This is a genomic window from Haloferax sp. SDI50 (assembly GCF_059802635.1).
This window is the reverse complement of record NZ_JBPULL010000003.1, coordinates 107,786-127,335: the sequence shown is the minus strand read 5'-3', so window position 1 is coordinate 127,335 and position 19,550 is coordinate 107,786. Positions and strand designations below refer to the sequence as shown.

Genomic DNA, 19,550 nt, shown 5'->3' with positions numbered 1-19,550 from the left:
GCCGCTCGAAACTCGCCGTCGAATTGTTCTCGAACTGCAATACTGGGCGGTAGTGTGGTCACTCGTCGGTCGGAGACTACGCCCGCGGCCGCTCCGACCCGATTGGAAGCTTCAGCGTCACGGCCGTCCCCCCGAGGGAAGACGGTTCCAACTCCATGCTCCCGCCCGCTTTCTTGACGACCCAGTGGACCAGCCACAGGCCCATCCCGGTCCCGTGTTCGAGCGGCGTCTCCTCGCCGCGCTTGATGACACGCCACTCCTCGTCGGGGATTCCCGGCCCGTCGTCGTCGACGCGCACGACGAGTTTCGAGTCGTCGGCTTCGGTTCGGCACACGTCGATATGGACCGTTTCGCCGCCGTGTTTGAGCGCGTTCGCGATTAGCTCGTCGAGCGCCGCGCCGACGCGGCTGTCGACTCGCGCGTAGAGCCCCGTCTCGATGTCCGTCCGCACCGCCGCCTCCGGATACGTCGATTCGGCCCTCGACACGGCGTCTTCGACGAGCGTCGAGACGCGCCGCGGCGTCCCCTCGGATTCGAGGGCGTCCGAGACCGTCTGCGCCTTCTCGGAGAGCGACGCGAGGTCGTCCGCCGCCTCGACGATGGCTTCGGCAGCCTCGGCGAGTTCCTCGTCGGTGTCCGTGGCCTCGTTCTGGCGAATCAGCTCCGCGTAGCCCTCGATGACGTTCATCCGGTTTCGGAGGTTGTGCCGGAACATCCGGTTGAGGACGCCGAGTCGCTGTCTGGTCACCTCCGACTCGGTGACGTCGGACTGGATGGCGACGTAGCCGTCGATGTCGCCGTTGCTCTCGATGGGCGCGATGGTCTGTATCGCGGTGTAGAGCTCGCCGCTTTTCCGTCGGTCGATGATTCGCTCTTGCCACGTCTCGCCGGACTGGAGGGCGCGCCACAGTCGCTCGTAGTACGTCTCCGGCATCTCGCCCGAACTGAGTATCGACGCCGGTTCGCCGATGACCTCCGCGGCGTCGTAGCCCGTCGTCTCCTCGAACGCCGGGTTGACGTACGTAATCTCCCCGTCCGGCGTGGTGAGGTAAATCGCGTGGCCCGCCTGCTCGACGGCCTGCTCGAACTCGCGGAGGCGGCGCTCCCGCCGCTGCTGTTCTGTCACGTCGACGAAGACGCCGACGACTTCGGCCACCTCGCCGTCGGCGTCGCGGACGACCGCCGTCGAAAGCCGAAACTCGCGGAGGTCGCCGTCCGCCGGCTGTCGCTCGACTTGAACGTCCGAGAGGCCGTTTTCTGCGATGGTTCGCCGGATAATCTCCTCGCTATCCTCGCTGTCCTCGCCCGCGTTGTAGGGGAGCGGTCCGCCGAGCACCTCCTCGCGCCCCCAGCCGAACGTCTCAGTGGCGGCGTCGTTCCACCTCGTCACGCGCCCCTCGGGCGTGACCGCGATAATCGGCACCGGGGACGCGGCGACCACGGTTCGAAGCTGGTCCAGCGACGACCGAACCGACGCCTGCTGGCGCTCGATTCGACGGTTCTTCCGGGAGACGAGCGCCCAGACGAACGCGGTGGAGACGGCGACGAACGCGAGTCCCTTGACGAGTTCGGCTTCGGGGGCCGGGGGCGCACCCAGCGTGGCCGACAGGAGTAGCTCGCCGCCGAGGATACCCGCGGTCCCGAAGCCGAGATACGCCAGCGCGATGGCGCGGGCGTCGAGACCGTCGAGCGGCGAGTCGTTCATCATCCGAACGGAGCGCGAGCGAAAATATAAACGTGGTGCGGTAATCCGGCGGTTGATAACGACGGCACCACCCCTCGAAACCCGACGCGGAAGCGCAACCGACATTGCCACCGGGACGCTAGCGACGGTGACTACCGCTTCCCGAGACGCGCGACATCGTAACCATGCCCACCACGAGCCGGCGGGACGCCATCGAGACACCATGAAACGACGAGACGCACTCAAGACACTCGGCATCGGCGCACTCGCCGCCACCGCGGGCTGTCTCGGCGGCTTCGAACAACAGTCGGCGTGGCGCGACCCGCCGCTCGTCGACGACCGGCCGGCGGCGGTCTACCTGCCCGCCGTCACCGAGGGGATGAAGATGTACGGCAAGACGACCGCCGGCCCGTACGGCGTCGCGCTCACCTACTCGTACCCCCATCGCTTCTGGACCGCCGCCGGCTCCGACCTCGGGAAGACCGTCGTCGAGGCCGACGACTCGATTCACCTCATGGCGTCGCTGTGGGACGCCGAGACGGGGACCGTCCTCCCGCTGGACGCCGGCGTCTCCATCGAGATTCTCCGCGACGGCGACCTCGTGAGCGAGGAGGTCGCCTACCCGATGCTCTCCCAGCAGATGGGGATGCACTACGGCTCGAACTACGTCCTCGACGGCGAGGGCGACTACGAGGCCCGCGTCCACGTCGGCGGCACCTCGCTTTCCCGAACCGGCTCGTTCGCCGGGCGGTTCGAGTCGGCCGAGACGGCGACGTTCGAGTTCGCGTTCGACACGGACGACCTCTACGACGTGGAACTGCGCCGCCTCGGTGACGAGGCCGGGTCCCGCGGCGCGGTCCCGGCGATGGAGATGATGGGCGTTCCGACCGGCAAAGCCCCCGCCGTCAGCGACCTTCCCGGTCGCCACCTCGGCCGGCGGACGAGCGCTGACGCCCTGTTCGACGCCTTCGTCGTCGACGACGGCTCCCGCTTCGGCGTCGACGGTGCGTACCTCTACGTGTCGGCGCGGACGCCGCACAACGAGTTCGTCCTGCCGATGATGGGCGTTCGGGCCACGCTCGAACGCGACGGAACGACGACCCTCGACGGCGCGCGACTCGCCCGGACGCTCGACCCCGACCTCAGCTACCACTACGGAACGGGCGTCGAGGCCGTCGAATCCGGCGACGCGCTGACGCTCTCTGTGGACGTGCCGCCGCAGGTGGCCCGCCACGACGGCTACGAGACGGCGTTCATGGCGTTCGAGCCGATGCGGTTCGAGGTCTGAGGTGTCGCTTCGTCGCCGCCTCACCCCCCCGTCGGGCGACCCGGACACCCCGACGCGGACGCCCGCGATGGAAACGTTCAGAAGCCAACAACCCCGAACTCTCGGTGACTCTCGGATGACCACGGACACAGACGCGACGCGCGACCGCCACACCTGCACAGCGTGCGGCGAGGCGTACCCGACCGAGCGACTGCTGGTCCTCCACCGGGGCGCGAGACACCCCGACGACCTCGACGCCGCGGAGGTCGAGGCGTACCGCGAGGCGTACCACGAGGAGGAAGCGGAACTCAAGTCGTTCCGCGTCCGTGCGCTCGGCGTCATCGTGCTGCTGTACTTCGGCTTCCTCATGCTGTTTATCGTCTTCGCATCATGACCCGACTCCGACCCATCTCCCTCAGACGATTCGGTCTCGGTCTCCTGCTGGCGAGTCTCCTGTCGCTCCTCGCGGACCCGGCGGCCGCGAGCAACGCCGCGGTCGGACTCGCGGGCGCGTCGCAGGACAACCTCGCGGTCCCGCGGTGGCTCTATCTCGCCACCGGCGGCGCGACCGTCGGAGCCTCCGCGCTCCTCGCCAGTTTCGTCACCGACCGCCGATTCATCGAGCGCGTCCACCTGTGGCAGACCGGTCCCGATGCGGGCGTCTCGGACGGACTCCTGCGCGCGCTCCGAGTCGCGGGCGGCGTCCTCGGCCTCGCGCTCCTCGCGCTCGCGGTTTCCCTCGGCTACACCGGCCCGCAGGTCCCGACCGTCAACTTCGCCGTCATCGTCGTCTTCGCGGGGCTCCGCGCCGGCTACACGATGCTCTCGTATCTCGTCGCTGATACGTGGCGCGCGCTGAACCCGTGGCGGACCGTCGTCTCGGCGGTTCCGAACGGCTTCGTCTCGTACCCCGAACGACTCGGTCGCTGGCCCGCGGTGGCGGGCATTCTCGCGCTCGTCTGGGTCGAGACCGCGACCGCCGTCACGACCCGGCCGTCGGTCCTCGCGACCGCGCTCGTGGCCTACTCGGTCGTCACGCTCGTCGGCGCTGTCACCCTCGGCGCGGACGCCTGGTTCGATAAGGTCGACCCCGTCTCGGTCTTCCTCCATTTCTACGGCCGGGTCGCGCCGGTTCGCCTCGACGACGACGGCCTCTCGTTCCGTCTGCCGGGGATGCGACTCGTCACCGACGACGACCTGACCGACCTCGGTGACGTGGCCGTCGCGGTCGTCCTCGTCTGGGAACTCACCTTCAGCGGCTTCGTCACGACCGAACAGGGCGCGGCGGCCATCCGGTGGCTCGCGGGCGTCGGCCTCCCGCCGCTTTTCGTCTACGGACTGCTCTACCTCGGCGGCTTCGGGGTCTTCCTCGGTCTCTACGTCCTCGCCGCGCGGGTGACCGCCCGCCGCATCGACACCTTCGAAACGCCGCTCGACCTCGCGGTCACATTCGCGCCCTCGTTGCTCGCCATCGCCGCGGGCTACCACCTCGCGCACTACGTCGGCTTCTTTGTCTCGCTGTCACCGATGCTCGTCCACGCGCTGTCGTCGCCGCTGTCGTCGCCGGCGAACCCGGTCGTGCTCACGCTCCCCGCGTGGTTCGGCGGCCTGAACATCGCGTTCGTTCTCCTCGGCCACCTGCTCGCGGTGTGGGTGGCGCACTCGCAGGCCTACCGAACCTTCCCCAGCAGACTGCAAGCCGTCCGGAGCCAGTTCCCCTTCGTCGCGGTGATGATTCTCTACACGATTCTCAGCCTGTGGCTCATCTCGCTGCCGACCGCGAACCCCCCGTTCCTCTGATTATTAACTGATTGGCTTCAATTTGTGAAGACACAATATCTAACCCCCGTTTTCTAACAGGTGAATTATTAACCAGTCGCTGACTACTGCCGAGTATGAGCGAACACGACGGACGCGACCCCGGACCCGGTGACGGGGCGGACGCGTCCACGGACCCGCAGGGCGGCGACAACTGCGGGTGCGACGACGCCTGCGAGGTCGAGGGCGCGTCGGAATCGGGAGTGCCCGGCGAGACGGAGTCCGGCGACTCGGAGTCCGGCGACTCGGCCGGCGAATCCGCCGGTGCGGTCCGCGCGGAGTTCAGCGTCCCCGACATGGACTGCGCGTCCTGTGCGAGCAAGGTCGAAACGAGCGTCCGGAAACTCGACGGCGTCGGTGATATCGACCCGCGGGCGACGACCGGCCGACTCGTCGTCGAGTACGACCCCGACCGGACCACGCCCGACGACATCCGGGGCAACGTCGAGGGCGCGGGCTACGCCGTCGAAGACGGCCCCTCGACGCGCGAGGTCTCCTTCACCGTGCCGGACATGGACTGCGCCTCCTGCGCCGGGAAAGTCGAAAACGCGCTCCGCGGCGCGCCGGGCGTACTGTCGTACGAGACGCGTCCGACGACCGGGACCGCCGTCGTCACGCTCGCGGTCGACGCGGATCTCGATGCGGTCGTCTCGGCCATCGAGGGCGCGGGCTACGAGGTCACCGGAACCGACGCCGACGACGGGGACGAGGATTATGGGCACTCCCACGGCGGCGGCGACGCCGACGCGGACCGCGAGAGCGTCTGGCGCAGCACGCGCGCGGTGAAAACGTGGCTAAGCGGCGGCTTCCTCGCGGCGGGCATCACGGTTGAGTACCTGCTCGGGCTGGAACTCGTCGTCGCGAGCGTCCTCGGCGTCTCGTTCACGGCCGCCGAACTGCTGTACGTCCTCGGGGCCGCGGTCGGCGGGCAGGCCATCCTCCGCAACGGCTACTACTCGGCGAAGAACCGCAGCCTCGACATCGACTTCCTGATGTCGACGGCGATTCTCAGCGCCGTGGCCGCCAGCCTCATCTCCGGGCCGACGAGCCTCTACTTCGAGGCCGCAACGCTCGCGTTCCTGTTCAGCGTCTCCGAACTGCTCGAACGCTACTCGATGGACCGCACGCGCGACTCCCTCCGCGAACTGATGGACCTCTCGCCCGACGAAGCGACCGTCCTCCGCGACGGCGTGGAGACGGTCGTTCCCGTCGAGGAACTCGTCGTCGACGACGTGGTCGCCGTCAAGCCCGGCGAGAAGATTCCCGTCGATGGGACGGTGGTCGAAGGCGACAGCGCGGTCAATCAGGCTCCCATCACCGGCGAGTCCGTCCCGGTCGATAAGGCCGAAGGCGACGAGGTGTTCGCGGGCACGGTCAACGAGGCGGGCTACCTCGAAGTCCGCGTCGAGTCCGCCGCGGGCGACGACACCCTCTCGCGCATCGTCTCGATGGTCGAGGACGCGCAGGCCAACAAGACCGAACGCGAGCAGTTCGTCGAGCGCTTCTCGTCGTACTACACGCCCGTCATGGTCGTCGTCGCGGTCGCGGTCGCGGCGATTCCGCCCATCGCGTTCGGCCTCGACTGGGTGACGTGGTTCGTCTACGGCATCACGATGCTCGTGCTCGCCTGCCCCTGCGCGTTCGTCATCTCGACGCCCGTCTCCGTCGTCTCGGGCATCACGTCGGCCGCGAAAAACGGCGTGCTCATCAAGGGCGGCACGCACCTCGAAGCGATGGGCTCGGTCGAGGCCGTCGCCGTGGACAAGACGGGCACGCTCACGAAGGGCGAACTCACCGTCACCGACGTGGTCCCGCTCAACGGCAACTCCGAAGCGGACGTGCTGCGGTGCGCCCGCGGCCTCGAAGCCCGGAGCGAACACCCCATCGGCGAAGCCATCGTCTCCCACGCCGAGGGCACGGGCGTCGCCGCCCGCGAGGTCGACGACTTCGAGAGCGTCACCGGCAAGGGCGTCCGCGCCGACCTCGACGGCGTCCCGCACTTCGCCGGCAAGCCCGGCTTCTTCGAGGAGCTCGGCTTCGACCTCGAACACGTCCACGTCACCGGCCCCGGCGAGGAGCTCTCGGCGGAGGTCCGACAGCTCTGTGACCGCCACGGCTGTCTCAACCTCGTCGAGGACACGATTCCGCGCCTCCAGTCGGAGGGCAAGACGGTCGTCGTCGTCGGGACCGAAGACGACCTCGAAGGCGTCGTCGCCGTCGCCGACGAGGTCCGCCCCGACGCCCGCGAGACGGTCGCAAAGCTCCGCGAGGCCGGTCTCTCGGTCGTCATGCTCACCGGCGACAACGAGGGGACCGCCCGCGCCATCGCCGAGCAGGTCGGCGTCGACGACTTCCGCGCGGGCCTCCTCCCGGAGGACAAGGTCGCCGCCGTCGAGGGCCTCCTCGACGAGTACGGCTCGGTCGCCATGGTCGGTGACGGCATCAACGACGCCCCGGCGCTCGCCACCGCCACGGTCGGCGTCGCCATGGGCGCGGCCGGCACCGACACCGCCCTCGAAACGGCCGATATCGCCCTCATGGCCGACGACCTCTCGAAGCTCCCGTACCTCTACGAACTCTCCCACCGGGCGAACAACGTCATCCGGCAGAACATCTGGGCGTCGCTCGCCATCAAGGCCGTCCTCGCGGTCGGCGTCCCCTTCGGCTACGTCTCGGTCGCGCTCGCGGTCCTCGCGGGCGACGCCGGGATGACCATGGGCGTGACGGGCAACGCGATGCGACTCGCTCGGATTCGCCCGGACGACTGAGTCGCGGGAGGCTGACCGTCTCCGTCTTTTCCGTCCGTCCCTGCCAGATTCGCGTATCTGTGCCACTCGGTGGCGTGACACTATCAACGCGTCCGCAATTCTTGCCACACGAGAAACGGCTGGTTCGGTTTTCCCGACGCCACGAGTCAGATATTAGCATGGAAGACGACGAGCGGACGCCACGCAGAGACGCGAGCGAGCGACCGGCCCGACCGATGCGGAGCCGAGACGCCCGCGACGCCGGCGATTCCGACCGCACTCGACGACGGTTCATCTGGCTCGCCGGGACCGCCGCGATGGCCGGATTGGCCGGCTGTTCCGGCGGCGGTGGCGGCGGGGCCGAGACGACCGCGACCGCAACCACGACGCAGTCGTCGGGTTCGACAGGGGGCGTCCCCGAGGCGTACGCGACCGCCACCTCGCTCGACGGCACCCAGCGCAACCCAGACAGCCTCTCGTCGCAGGAGGCCGTTTCGTACCAAGAGGAGCCGAAAGACGGCAAGCAGTGTTCGACCTGCCGGTACTACATCGAGGATAAAAACGGGGACGGCGCGGGCGCGTGCGCCATCGTCGCGGGCGAAATCGCTCCCGAGGGCTACTGCGTCTCTTACGTCGAATACGAGGGATAACGCTCCGAACCGCGGTCGCGGTCAGGAGTCGTCGCCCGTCGGGCCGACGGCGCTCTGAATCCGACAGCGGATGGACTCCTCGACGCCGTCGCGCTCGACCGGAATCACCCACTTCTCGCCGCAGCCGAGGACGGTCACCATCTCGCCGTCCTGTCGGTGTTTCACCGAGACGAACACCTCGCCGCGCTCGGGGTCGTAGTCGACGAGTTCGACGAGCACGTCCTCGCCGGCGATGAGGAGGTTCTTCGCGCCGTCCAACTCGGTGACGTAGGACTCGGTGTTCCCGTTCGGGTCGGTGACGAACAGTTCGACCACCGGTACGTCCTCCCCGTCGGGGTAGCTCGCATCGACTTCGAGCGCCCCGTCTTCGAGCCGGATGCCGTGTATCTCGACGAGCGACGCCGCGACGCCGAAGCTGTCAGCGACCTGCTGACGGAGGTCCCCCAACGGGATTCGAACCGACTCTCGAATCGTTCCCATGCCCGCCCCTACGAACGGGGGGTGTATGAGCGTGTCCGCTAGTCGTCGCCCCAGAGGGCGTCGGCGAGGCGCGACCCCGACGGGACGGCCTCGCGGAAAGAGACCGAGTCGAACGCGAGCGGCCCGTTGAGAGAAAGAAAGCCGAGTTCGCCCTCGGGCGCGCGGTCGAGGTTGGTCAGAAAGGCCACCTTGCGGACCGCCTCGACGCCCTCGACGGTCGCCTCGGGGTCGACCGACTCGTACAGGGCGGCGTGTTCCCGGACGTGTTCGACGCAGCGTTTCGTCGGCGCGAACAGCAGCAGCGCGTGGACGCCCGGCCCCTCGCGGCCGAGTTTCGTCCGGATGGCGTGCTCGTCGTCCTTGTAGAAGTAGCGCTCCATGCGGCGGTACTGGCGGAGTATCTCGTTCGCGCCGGTGGCGTGGCGGACGGCGGCGTCGGCCTTGAGTTCGATGAGGTAGTCCACCGGTTCGGGCGTCCGCACCCTGACGTACACGTCGGCGACGCCGCGGTTCCCGTAGTGGTCGTACGGCTCTTCGAGGTGAATCTCCACGTCGTCGAAGGCCGCCCGGAAATGTTCGACCACCCGCGTCGCCAACTCGTCCTCGCGCATCTGTCGGTCGAGACGAGGCGGCCGTCGGGGAAATGTCCCGCGGTTCGCCCGCCGGCGGCCCGACACACCAGAAGGCACATACCGCCGGCGTCCGGTTGGAAAACAGACACATGTCCCTGCCGACCCGCAGACAGGTCCTCCAGGCTGGCGGCGCGTCCCTCGTCGCCGCACTCGCCGGGTGCTCTGGTGAGGTGTCGAGTTCCAGTTCGGACGGGCCGCACGGCCCCACCCCGGACGAACTCGTTACTGACTACGACGCTCTGACGGTTCGCAACGAGGCCGAGAGCGCCATCTTCCGGGACGCCGCCCGGGAAGACGAGGATACGGAATCATCGTACCTCGACGACTTCCTCGTCACCACCGACGAGGAACGCGCGGACGTTGAGTTCGCGGCCGAGCCCGACGGCATCGACGAGGCCCGCGCGTTCGTCGACGAGACGGACTTCGACGCGCAGACGCTCGTCATCACCCAGCACCGGACCGACGCCTGCCATCGCGTGAAACTGCTGTACGTCACGCACCCGCCGGACAGCGCCGTCCACCTCGACTTCTGTTACCCGCTCCGGCCGGCGTCGGTCGAGTGCTCCGTCGAGGACCGTCACGTCGTCGCCTCGCTGGTCCGACTGCCCTACTCCTCGGAAGGCGAGTCGAGTTGGGGACACGGCGGCGGAAGCAGTTGTCGCCTCCCGCCGTCGCTCCGAACCGAGACGGAGGACGCCTGAGATGCCTCGGACGCGACGCGACGTGCTCGCCTCGCTCGCCGGAGTCGGCGTCGCCGGGCTCGCGGGCTGTACCGCGCTCAATTCGGGCGAATCCGAATCGGACGACCCGGCCCTCGACCCGGCGGCGCTCCGGGAGGTCATGGAACTCGGGTCGCCGGCGTTCCCGGCCCGTGTTCCGGCCCCGATTGCCGAGTCGTTCCTCGAACGGGGCCGCGCTCGCGCCCGCGAACTCCTCGATTCCGTCCCCGAGACGATGTCTCCCGAGGAGGTCCCGAACGAGGCCGTCCGAGACGCCTACGCCGAGGCGTACGCGGACGCCGCCGAGGACCTCGAACGGACGGCGGTTGACGAGTCGCCCTTCGAGGCGCTTCGGGGACTGCGCTACGCTCGCGGGGCCGCGGCGATGGCGAAGGGGACCTACGACGCCGCGGTCGGTGACCTCACCGAGGCCGACGTGCGTGACCAGGCCGAATCGGTCCGCGCGGATATCGAGTCGTTCCAGCGCGCCACGCGCTACCTCGGTGACGACCCCGACCGGGCGCTCGTCGTGTACGAGGCCGTCGAGAACCTCGTCGCGGGGGCGGTCCGGTCTCTCGACAACGCCGACGAGTACGGCCGCTACGCCGACAGCGCCCCGCGAGTCGGTGAACTGCTCGACGCGGTCGAGTCCGCGCGGGCGTCGCTCGACGGCGCGCGCCACGTCCGCGACCGCTATCTGGCGTCGATTGCCGACCCGGTGGACTTCACCGGCCCGTTCGAGGCGACGGCCTCCTCGCTCGCCGAGATTATCGCGGACCGCCTGTCCGAGTATCCCGAGGAGGAAGGGCTCGAACCCGTCGTCGAGGCCGAGGGATTCGACACGGAGGAACTCGAATCCATGCCGGCCAAAGACCTGCTGGTGGAGACGTTCGTCGAGTTCGGTTCGGGCGTCCGCACCGTCCGCGAAGCCCTCCGAAGCGACCGCTTCGCCACCGCACTCGTGGGTGCCCACACCGCCGAGACGCACCGCCGCGCGTTCGAGGACGCAGTCACGGCAATCAAGCGAGGCCGGTACGAGTCGGTCGAGTCCGCCGCCGCGGTTAGGGACGCGAAACTCGGCGCGCTCGAAGCCCTCGAAGCCGCTCGGTCGGACAGGTCGAACCCCCACCTGACGCGGCGCGCGCTGGTCGATATCGCCCACCAGATCGGCCGCGGGGACGGTTACTTCCGCGACGACTACTACGAGGACGGCGACCCTCGGGCCGCGCGAAACGCGCTCGCGCAGTACGCGACTACCGAGTTCGCCGCGCGCGAGACGCCCGGTGCGAGCGCGTGGGTGATCGGGACGCTCGCGGCCGAGAGCGGCGGCGTCGGCCGGTGACGGGCCGTTCCCTTCGTTTTGTGCTCGCCCCCGCGAATTGTTTGGACGGTAACCGGTCCGACTGTCGCGTCTCTGCATCGACTCTCGAAACCTCTCGAGACGACCGCTTCGATAACTCGTGGACGGCGAGTCATGGGGCGCCCACAAGTGGTTCATGCAATCCGCGTACTACTATCGCGCTCGACCGAGTCGAGCGCTCGATGGACGAACACCGGGTGAGGTGCTCCTTAGATAGCACCTCCTCGCCTCGGTGGAACGCGGGAGATTGGCAACGTTTGGGTGTCCTCCGTCGCAACGCTACCCAATCAGGTAATAAGGTTTAACATTTGATGGCGGTTTGATTGTTATATGGCCGTCGTTAGCGTTTCGATGCCGGAGGAACTACTCGAGCGAATCGACCAATTTTCCGAGGACCACGGATATACGGGTCGGAGCGAAGTGCTCCGAGAGGCGGGTCGGAACCTCCTCGGTGAGTTCGAGGACAAAAAACTCGAAGACCGCGAACTGATGGGCGTCGTCACCGTCGTCTTCGATTACGAGACGACGAGCGTCGAAGAGAAGATGATGCGACTCCGCCACGAGCACGAGGACATCGTTGCGTCGAACTTCCACAGCCACGTCGGCGGGCACCACTGTATGGAACTGTTCGTTCTCGAGGGGTCGCTCGAAGACATCTCGACGTTCGTCGGAAAAATCAGAGCGACGAAAGATACGCTTACCGTCGACTACTCGGTGCTTCCGGTCGACGACTTCGGTCCGCTCGCGGATATGCGCTGAATTCTCTATCCCACGTTCGGACCCCACGCTGTCGCCTCACCCGGACAGATTGGTCGTAGCGCTTGGGTAGTTTGTTATCGGGGCTCTCTCTTCATCAGTGGACCGCTGTAGCGAACGCTGAACGGGTAGATGCTCTGTTCGACCGGCGAGAGGTGTCGTCGTCGGTGTATCGTTCGACCGTGTCACTCCCAATTTAATAATACCTAATGTTAGAATCACAGAAGTTATTATATCCTAGTCCAGAGTTAGCAACACGATGGTCGAACTCACGCGACGAAGACTGCTACGGGGGGCGGGCGCAAGCGCGGTTGCTGGGACGGGAGTCGCCGGCTGTCTCGGTCGGGGTGGTGGCGACTCACTCGGCTCTCTGACTGTCGCGTACGTCCCTATTTACCCGAACATGCAACACTACGTGATGGAACAGGAGGGTTACTACGATGAACTCCCGGCGGATGTCACCATCGAGCGGTTCAGCTCCGGGCCGAGCGTCGTCAAGGCGTTCGCCAGCGGGGACGTCGACGTTGCGCTCTTCGGAATCACGCCGGCGATGGTCCTCGCTGACAAGGGAACCGACGCGGGGATCCTCGCCGCGAACTCGCGAAACGGGTTCAAAATCCTCGGCACTTCCGATCTCGTCGACCGCTACGAACGGGAGGGGAACGTCGCGTTCGAGAGCTTCGAACAGGAACACGGTCGCAAGGTGAGGTTCGGGGCTCCGCCGGACGGGAGCGTTCCGGACATCGTGCTTCGGTACTGGATTCAGGAGGTCCTCGACCTCGGCGAGATGGACGCCGTCATCAACAAATCGAAAGTCCCGCCGGCGAAGGCGGTCCAGACCATCCAGTCGGGCGACATCGACGCGACGATTATCCAAGAGCCGTTCGCGACGATTATCGGCCGCGAAGACGGCTTCGGCGAACTTGCCTGGTCCGGAGACATCTTGGAGGACCACCCGGTCACGGTGCTGTTCGCCAACCAGCGCGTCATCGACGACAGCGACGTCTCGCAGGCGCTGGTCGAACAGCACGTCGCAGCGACCGAGTTCACGGCCGGGTCGCCCGACGCCGCCGCCGCCGATGCCGCGTCGGTCATCGGGTCCGGTGTAAGCGAGGACCTCGCGAAGGCCGCGATGGATTCGCGGGCGTCTGATTTCCTCTCGGACCCGCACGCGGTTACCGAGCAAGCCGCCACGATGGGCGAGTTCGTCACCGACGTCGGCAACATCGAGGAGCCGGTCGCGACCGATGACCTGTTCGCAGTCGACGCCTACGACGCTATCCAGCAATGAGCACCCGCACGACCGGTACTAAGCTGGTGACCGCCGCTGTTGGCGGGGGTGACCGCAAGCGGTATCTACGTGGCTTCGGCGGGTTGCTCGCGTTTCTCCTCGTCTGGTGGATCGGCGCGGTAACGACCCAGCCGTCGTATCTCGTCCCGGGGCCGCTCGAATCGGTCCGCGCCTTCGTCACCCTGTTCACGACCTCGGCCGCAATCGCGGTTCCCCTGGTCGGCTCGGAGCTGGTGTTACCGACGGGGCTCGCGCACCTCGCGGAGACGCTGTTCCACTACGTTCCCGGCCTGCTTCTCGGTGCCGGCTGCGGAATCGGGCTCGGGCTGACGATGGGTTGGAACGGCGTGCTCGACGACTGGCTGCGGCCGCTCGTTCGAGTGCTGCGGCCGATTCCCCCGTTGGCGTGGGTCGTCTTCGCCATCGTCTGGTTCGGCATCCACCACACCGGGGCGGCGTTCATCGTCTTCGTCGGCGCGTTCTGGATTAACTTCTACGGGGCGTACGGCGGTGTCGAGGGCGTTTCGACCGAACTGACCGATGCCGCGTCGACGCTCGGCGTGGAACGGGACCGCTCGATGCTGAAACTCGTTGCACTCCCGAGCGCGGCTCCCCAAGTGTTGACGGGGTTCCGGACGAGCATCGGACGCTGCTGGATGATCGTCGTGGGCGCCGAGTTGTTCGGCGCGCCCGGTGTCGGCTACGAGATTATCAACGCCTCGAACAACCTCGCGATGGCGACCAGCGTCGCCTACATGTTTCTGATCAGTCTGGCGTTCCTCTGTATGGACGTCGGATTTCGCCTCGTCGAACGGAGTGTGCTCGCGTGGCGATGAGCAAGCTCCCAGCCGCCGACCGAGAGTCCGAGGAAAAGATCAGTGTCCGGGGCGTTAGCAAGGCGTACGAGTCGACGAACGCGCTCGATGACGTCTCGTTCTCGGTCCCGGAGGGCGAGTTCTGCTGTGTCGTCGGGCCGTCCGGCTGCGGAAAGACGACCCTGCTGCGGGCCATCGCCGGCCTCGACGACGTGGATAGCGGCTCGATTCTGGTCGACGGCGACCCGGTTGCCGAACCGAGTCTCGACCGGGGCATGGTGTTTCAGGAGTACGCCCTGTTCCCGTGGCGAACCGTCCGCGGGAACATCCGATTCGGCCTCGACCGCCCCGCCTGCGAATGCGCGGACTGCGAAGCGCGGGTCCGCGAACTGGTTGATCTCGTCGGCCTCGAGGGCTTCGAGGACGCCTACCCCAAGGAGCTGTCCGGCGGGATGAAACAGCGCGTCGGCATCGCTCGTGCCCTCGCTGTCGACCCGGAGATTCTACTTATGGACGAACCGTTCGGGAGCGTCGACGCGCGGACGCGTGACCGCCTACACGCTGAACTGCTCGATATCTGGGCGCAGACCGAACAGACCGTCGTGTTCGTCACCCACGACATCGACGAAGCGGTGACGCTGGCCGACCGCGTCGTCGTGATGGACGCCGACCCGGGGACCGTTCAGTCGACCATCTCCATCGGCTCAGAGCGGCCACGCGAACGAACGGCCCACGAGTTCGTCGACTACGTCGCGAGAATCAGAGACGAGCTCGGAAGTCCGGTAGACATCAGTCAGAAACAGCGTCACCGCTAGTGTGTAGCTTCGTCGTGACTCCCGCGGTAAATGGGTCGATAGACCCGCAGCGATACTATGCGTGACACTCACTGTCTTTGGTGCCGTAGACCTCGGAAACTTCGCTTTCCACGAGCTTGGGGTGTTGTTGATAGGTTCCCAGCGACGAGCCCAGACACGCATCCGATATTAAAAACTAGTGTGACTAACCACTATCTCTATCATCTCGGAATATATATTTAATATATGCCGATTGTAAGCTCCTCGATGGATGAGCGACTCCGTGACAACCTCGATACGTTCGCCGCGGAACATGGATACAGCGGCCGAAGCGAGGTCATTCGTGAAGCGTGCCAGTCGCTCCTTGCGGAGTACGAAGAGACCGATCACGAAGGTCAACGTGTCTTAGCGACGGTAACCGCCGTCTTTGGGTACGATAAACCGAAGATAGAGGGCCGAATGATGGAAATCCGCCACACGTTCGAAGCGTCGATTCGGTCGAACTCGCACAACTGCCTCGGCGACAACGCGGGCTGCGTTGAGACGTTCGTCGTCGAAGCCGCTTACGACGATGTCTTGCGGTTCATTGCGACTGTCCGGGGGGCGGATGAGTCAGTCTCCGTCGAATACACCCTCGTCCCCGTCGACGTGATGAGTGCCGAAGTCAGTGACTCGGACTCGTTTTGACTCGAGAGAGCCGGCGCCCTCTTCGAACTTGGGTAAGCACTAGTCGGTGGCGGGTCGACAGAGCTAGTCCGAAATACTAATGAAATAATCTCTAATAGCTATACTTATTATCCTATGAATTTCAGTACAATATATTTATTATTCAGAATCACCAGATTAGTAAGCACGCTATGGCACACATTCACCTCGGAGAAGGGTCGTTCCCGTTGTGGGCGCTCCTTCTGTGGACGCTCGTCGGCGCCGGGCTAATCAGCGCCATCGTGTACCGAATCCGGAACGGCGGTATCAAGACGCGTCAGATCGCGCTCGCGGGTATCGGTGCGGCCGCGAGTTTCGCGGTCTTCCAGCTGAATATCCCCGTGTGGGGCGGCATCCACATGAACCTCACCGGACTAGTGGGTATCCTCGCCGGCCCGCTGCTCGGGGGACTCATCGCGCTGGTCGTGAACATTTTTTCGGCGGCGCTCGGACACGGTGCGGTCGGCCTGCTCGGGGCGAACACCCTCATCAACGCCGCTGAAGCTATCGTCGCCTACTACGCGTTCAAGGCGCTGATGGGAGTGGACTGGGATGTCTTCCCCGCCAGCGCTAGCGCCGCGACACTCGGCCTGTCGGCAGGAGCGGTCCTGATGGGCGCGATCATCGTCATCAGCGGCGTGAACGGGAGTGCGCTCCCCCGGGGCGACCTGACAATCGCCGTCGCCGGCCTCGTCGGACTCAACCTCGGCGTCCCTGTCATCGAAGGTATCCTGACGGGCTTCGTCGTCCAGTTCCTCGCGTCGGTCCGTCCCGATCTTGTCGGCCTCACCGACCAAGAGACTCGTGAGGAGTCAACCGGGGTGACCGCGTGATGCAGCGCTGGCAACAGTACGGGGGTCTCCTCGGTCTGATCGCGGTCTGTTTCGCAGCCGGGCTCTGGGGGTTCACCTCGACCGGCGGCGCGCTCCCGTGGGCCAAGCGGTCCGCGAAGGCGCTCCAACGCGGGGTGCAGGAAGGCGGCGGCGCACTCGTCGACCTCGGCCGCGGCATCGTCGTCGCCGGGCCGATTCGGAAGGGCGGGATGATGCTCGAATTCGGGGGACTCGTCGCCCTGTTGTTTGTCCTCGGTATCGGACTGTACGTCTACGTCGACCGCTGCGGCGGCTTCGGCGAAGAGGGACGCTCGGCACAGTAACTCGTGACGACGCTCTCGAACCACGTTCCCGACCCGCGGCTCATCACGGCGTTCGCCGAGCGGCGAGACGGACCGCTGCACCGCGTCAACCCCTGGACCAAGGTGGGGATCGTTGGCGCACTCGTCCTCGCGGTCACTGTGTTCGACCGCGTTGTACTCCTCGCTGGACTGTACGGCGTGGTCCTCGCAGTCTACGGGTTAGCGGGGCTTCCGTACCGACGCCTGGCCGGTTGGTACACGCTTCCGCTCCTGTTTATCGTCTCGGTCGCCGGCCCGTTGGCGTTCCTCGAGCCGGGCACGCCGATCGGCGGCGCGCTCTCGACACCGCTCGGTGAACTCTCGGTCACGTGGTCGGGCCTCGAACTCCTCTGTGAACTCAGTTTCCGGTCGCTGGCAGTCGTGACGTTCACGCTGGCGGCGTCGATGACGACGCAGTACACCGCGGTTGCGTACGTGCTCGGGCGCTTGCTCCCCCGACCGATCGACCAGGTCGCGCTCCTCACCTATCGGTTCACGTTCGTCATGGTCGAGACGCTCGAAGACCTGGTGCAAGCCGTGCTCTCTCGGGGCGCGAATCTCTCGGAGTTCTGGTCGAACAGACGACTGTACGCGAGAATCTTCGGGATGACGATGCTATCGGCCATCGAGCGGTCCGAACGGCTCGTCAAATCGATGGAAGCCCGCGGCTACGACGGCGACATCACGTTGTACGGCGATGTCTCGCGGCCGCCCCTTCGCGAGTTACTTGTCGTGGTCGGTTCGTACGCAGTTGTCGTCGGATACGCCGTTGTCTCGGTCACCGGGGTGGGACTGTGACTCACGCTGAGACGCCACTTGTCGACCTCCGGTGTGAGGCGCATACGTATCCGGACGGAACGGTCGGGATGCACGACGTCGAGTTCAGCGTCTTCCCCGGCGAGGTCGTCGCGCTCGTCGGCGGCAACGGCGCGGGGAAATCGACGCTCCTCGAACACCTGAACGCCACGCTCGTCCCCGACGATGGCGAACTGGCCGTCTGCGGCACACCGATCAGCGAAGCCAACAAGGCACGCGCGCGGAAGGAAGTCGGCTTCGTCTTCCAGGACGCCGATACGCAACTCGTCGCACCCACGGTCCTCGATGACGTGATGTTCGGCCTCCAAAACTACGGCGTCCCCGCTGACGAAGCGAAACAGCGCGCTCGCGAGGCGCTCGAAACGGTCGAGGCGGGTCACCTCGAAGACCGGATTCCGCACTACTTGAGCGGCGGCGAGAAACGCCTCGTCGGTCTCGCCGGCGTGCTCGTCCTCGAACCGAGCGTCGTCGTGCTGGACGAACCGCTCGCGGGCTTGGACCCGGAGCGGTCGCGACTGGTCGCCGAGCGGGTCCAGAAGATTCACGCGAACGGCATCAGCGTCGTCCTCTCGACGCACGACCTCGACTTTGCCGCCGAGGTCGCCGACCGCGTCTGCGTGATGACCGACGGCAATGTCGTCGGGGGCGGGACCCCGAGCGAGGTATTCTACGATGACGCGCTGTTGGCCGAAGCGAACCTGCACCCGCCGAGTGCGGTTCGTGTGGCCCGCGATGCAGGGCTGGCGGCGGCACAGCCAGTAACGGAAGCGGAGCTCGTGTCTCTTCTGACGGAGACGGGCGGCTTGGACGCTGCACGGACTCCCGCTCCTGATGGCCGCGGGCGCGACTGAGCGCCTTCGTCGGCCTCTTGCCGAGTCGTACTCTTCGATGTGCCGTGTTGGGCCCGACGAACTCGACTGTTTGTCGCGCCGTCAGAGCTGCCACGGTGCCGAATATGTTATTCAAATAGATTAATTTACTAGTGATTCATATATCTATACAGTAGATTACTATTCGATGCGCACGAGTTTCAACGTCTCCGACGACCTCCTTTCCGACTTTGACGTGACGTGGCAAGCGGAGGGACTGGATTCGCGTTCGCGCGGCGTCCGCGAAGCGATGCAGGAGTACATCGAGCGACACACCAGATTGGAAGGTGTCGAAGGCGAGGTGGTCGTTACCATCGCCTTCGACTACGAACACGAAGCGGTCATCGAGACCATCCACGACGTGCAGCACCGATTTCAGGGCGTCATCACGGCCACAAACCACGTTCACGAAGATGAATGGTGCCTCGAGGCGATCTTCTGTCGTGGCCCCGCAGCGCGTGTCCGCGAACTCACGTACCGGTTGCGCGATTTCGATGCGGTAAATCGGGTCAAACTGCTGTACTTCGCCAAGCGCTGAGCGTCGCTCACGATCGGAGCGGGTGGTTGTGATGCGATTCGCCGAGCGACGTGAGCGAGTAATCAACGGCCCGTGCATCCGACACCGCCCAAGGGAGTCCACGAACGCAGAAAGCGCTTCTGACTCCCTTCCAAGACGAACAGTCCCATACAGTACTGGTTCACGCGGTGTGCGTGGGTGGTCGCGGTGACGACGGAGCCATTTTCGTGTCGTATCTCCGCGAGGTACTGTTGAACCGTGGAGTGACAATATTCGAAGACGACGGTCACTGTTCCTACGTGCGGCCCCGTCGCACGCTCTTCCGTCAAATTCTTCGAGCAACACCCGTGCTCCTCCGTGCACGACCTCGCTCCGACCGCTGTACTCGTGTTCGTCGGCGAGCTCGCCGATACGGTCGAGTAACGCCTATATACTAAAATACACTTAGATATTATT

The 19,550-nt window shown here is 65.9% G+C and carries 21 protein-coding genes; 17 read left to right on the top strand and 4 right to left on the bottom strand.

The genetic code is table 11. From position 1 onward, the window contains the following. Positions 1 to 76: 76 nt before the first annotated feature. Positions 77 to 1,708, bottom strand: a complete 1,632-nt coding sequence (locus ACSR87_RS17635; protein ID WP_498531513.1) for a PAS domain S-box protein — start codon at positions 1,706 to 1,708, stop codon at positions 77 to 79. Between the two features lie 199 nt (positions 1,709 to 1,907). On the opposite strand from ACSR87_RS17635, the gene ACSR87_RS17630 reads away from it, so the two are divergent. The 5 genes from ACSR87_RS17630 to ACSR87_RS17610 all read left to right on the top strand — a co-directional run bounded on the left by ACSR87_RS17630 (position 1,908) and on the right by ACSR87_RS17610 (position 8,166). Beyond that, positions 1,908 to 2,972, top strand: coding sequence for a DUF7350 domain-containing protein (locus ACSR87_RS17630; protein WP_498531512.1), 1,065 nt, complete (start codon positions 1,908 to 1,910; stop codon positions 2,970 to 2,972). 115 nt (positions 2,973 to 3,087) lie between these two features. Then, the gene (locus tag ACSR87_RS17625) at positions 3,088 to 3,345 is read left to right on the top strand and encodes a hypothetical protein (RefSeq protein ID WP_008572395.1); all 258 of its coding nucleotides are present in this window, start codon (positions 3,088 to 3,090) and stop codon (positions 3,343 to 3,345) included. Then, complete coding sequence (locus ACSR87_RS17620) at positions 3,342 to 4,751, top strand: hypothetical protein (RefSeq protein ID WP_498531511.1); 1,410 nt, start codon at positions 3,342 to 3,344, stop codon at positions 4,749 to 4,751. The genes ACSR87_RS17625 and ACSR87_RS17620 overlap by 4 nt, the downstream gene beginning before the upstream one ends. A gap of 95 nt (positions 4,752 to 4,846) precedes the next feature. Then, positions 4,847 to 7,537 (top strand): heavy metal translocating P-type ATPase, encoded by a 2,691-nt coding sequence (locus tag ACSR87_RS17615; protein ID WP_498531510.1) that lies wholly within the window; start codon positions 4,847 to 4,849, stop codon positions 7,535 to 7,537. Positions 7,538 to 7,695: 158 nt separating this feature from the next. Then, positions 7,696 to 8,166: a high-potential iron-sulfur protein gene (locus ACSR87_RS17610; RefSeq protein ID WP_498531509.1), complete on the top strand. Its 471-nt coding sequence runs from the start codon at positions 7,696 to 7,698 to the stop codon at positions 8,164 to 8,166. 21 nt (positions 8,167 to 8,187) lie between these two features. Here ACSR87_RS17610 and ACSR87_RS17605 read toward each other — a convergent pair whose 3' ends face one another. Then, positions 8,188 to 8,646, bottom strand: coding sequence for a hypothetical protein (locus tag ACSR87_RS17605; RefSeq protein ID WP_498531508.1), 459 nt, complete (start codon positions 8,644 to 8,646; stop codon positions 8,188 to 8,190). 38 nt (positions 8,647 to 8,684) lie between these two features. Then, positions 8,685 to 9,257 carry a hypothetical protein gene (locus ACSR87_RS17600; RefSeq protein WP_498531507.1) on the bottom strand — a complete coding sequence of 191 codons (573 nt, stop codon included), beginning with the start codon at positions 9,255 to 9,257 and terminating at the stop codon, positions 8,685 to 8,687. A gap of 110 nt (positions 9,258 to 9,367) precedes the next feature. On the opposite strand from ACSR87_RS17600, the gene ACSR87_RS17595 reads away from it, so the two are divergent. The 12 genes from ACSR87_RS17595 (at position 9,368) to ACSR87_RS17540 (ending at position 19,115) form a co-directional block, all read left to right on the top strand. After that, positions 9,368 to 9,979, top strand: coding sequence for a hypothetical protein (locus tag ACSR87_RS17595; protein WP_498531506.1), 612 nt, complete (start codon positions 9,368 to 9,370; stop codon positions 9,977 to 9,979). Between the two features lies 1 nt (position 9,980). Next, positions 9,981 to 11,339 carry a hypothetical protein gene (locus ACSR87_RS17590; RefSeq protein ID WP_498531505.1) on the top strand — a complete coding sequence of 453 codons (1,359 nt, stop codon included), beginning with the start codon at positions 9,981 to 9,983 and terminating at the stop codon, positions 11,337 to 11,339. Positions 11,340 to 11,687: 348 nt separating this feature from the next. Then, positions 11,688 to 12,116 (top strand): nickel-responsive transcriptional regulator NikR, encoded by a 429-nt coding sequence (nikR, locus tag ACSR87_RS17585; RefSeq protein WP_498531504.1) that lies wholly within the window; start codon positions 11,688 to 11,690, stop codon positions 12,114 to 12,116. Positions 12,117 to 12,372: 256 nt separating this feature from the next. Further along, the gene (locus ACSR87_RS17580; protein WP_498531503.1) at positions 12,373 to 13,404 is read left to right on the top strand and encodes an ABC transporter substrate-binding protein; all 1,032 of its coding nucleotides are present in this window, start codon (positions 12,373 to 12,375) and stop codon (positions 13,402 to 13,404) included. Beyond that, positions 13,401 to 14,240, top strand: a complete 840-nt coding sequence (locus tag ACSR87_RS17575) for an ABC transporter permease (RefSeq protein ID WP_498531502.1) — start codon at positions 13,401 to 13,403, stop codon at positions 14,238 to 14,240. The genes ACSR87_RS17580 and ACSR87_RS17575 overlap by 4 nt, the downstream gene beginning before the upstream one ends. Further along, positions 14,237 to 15,034 (top strand): ABC transporter ATP-binding protein, encoded by a 798-nt coding sequence (locus ACSR87_RS17570; protein WP_498531501.1) that lies wholly within the window; start codon positions 14,237 to 14,239, stop codon positions 15,032 to 15,034. The genes ACSR87_RS17575 and ACSR87_RS17570 overlap by 4 nt, the downstream gene beginning before the upstream one ends. Before the next feature lie 246 nt (positions 15,035 to 15,280). Further along, positions 15,281 to 15,700: a CopG family ribbon-helix-helix protein gene (locus ACSR87_RS17565; protein WP_498531500.1), complete on the top strand. Its 420-nt coding sequence runs from the start codon at positions 15,281 to 15,283 to the stop codon at positions 15,698 to 15,700. 170 nt (positions 15,701 to 15,870) lie between these two features. After that, positions 15,871 to 16,551, top strand: coding sequence for an energy-coupling factor ABC transporter permease (locus ACSR87_RS17560; protein ID WP_498531499.1), 681 nt, complete (start codon positions 15,871 to 15,873; stop codon positions 16,549 to 16,551). Beyond that, positions 16,551 to 16,874, top strand: a complete 324-nt coding sequence (locus tag ACSR87_RS17555; RefSeq protein WP_498531498.1) for a cobalamin transport operon protein — start codon at positions 16,551 to 16,553, stop codon at positions 16,872 to 16,874. The genes ACSR87_RS17560 and ACSR87_RS17555 overlap by 1 nt, the downstream gene beginning before the upstream one ends. Before the next feature lie 3 nt (positions 16,875 to 16,877). Then, positions 16,878 to 17,690, top strand: a complete 813-nt coding sequence (locus tag ACSR87_RS17550; protein WP_498531497.1) for an energy-coupling factor transporter transmembrane component T family protein — start codon at positions 16,878 to 16,880, stop codon at positions 17,688 to 17,690. Between the two features lie 68 nt (positions 17,691 to 17,758). Further along, the gene (locus ACSR87_RS17545) at positions 17,759 to 18,559 is read left to right on the top strand and encodes an energy-coupling factor ABC transporter ATP-binding protein (RefSeq protein WP_498531496.1); all 801 of its coding nucleotides are present in this window, start codon (positions 17,759 to 17,761) and stop codon (positions 18,557 to 18,559) included. A 166-nt stretch (positions 18,560 to 18,725) separates the two neighbouring features. Further along, positions 18,726 to 19,115, top strand: coding sequence for a CopG family ribbon-helix-helix protein (locus ACSR87_RS17540; RefSeq protein WP_498531495.1), 390 nt, complete (start codon positions 18,726 to 18,728; stop codon positions 19,113 to 19,115). A gap of 62 nt (positions 19,116 to 19,177) precedes the next feature. Here the strand turns inward: ACSR87_RS17540 and ACSR87_RS17535 are convergent, their stop codons facing one another. After that, on the bottom strand, positions 19,178 to 19,384 hold the full coding sequence (locus ACSR87_RS17535) for a hypothetical protein (RefSeq protein WP_498531494.1): 207 nt from the start codon (positions 19,382 to 19,384) through the stop codon (positions 19,178 to 19,180). Between the last annotated feature and the right edge of the window lie 166 nt (positions 19,385 to 19,550).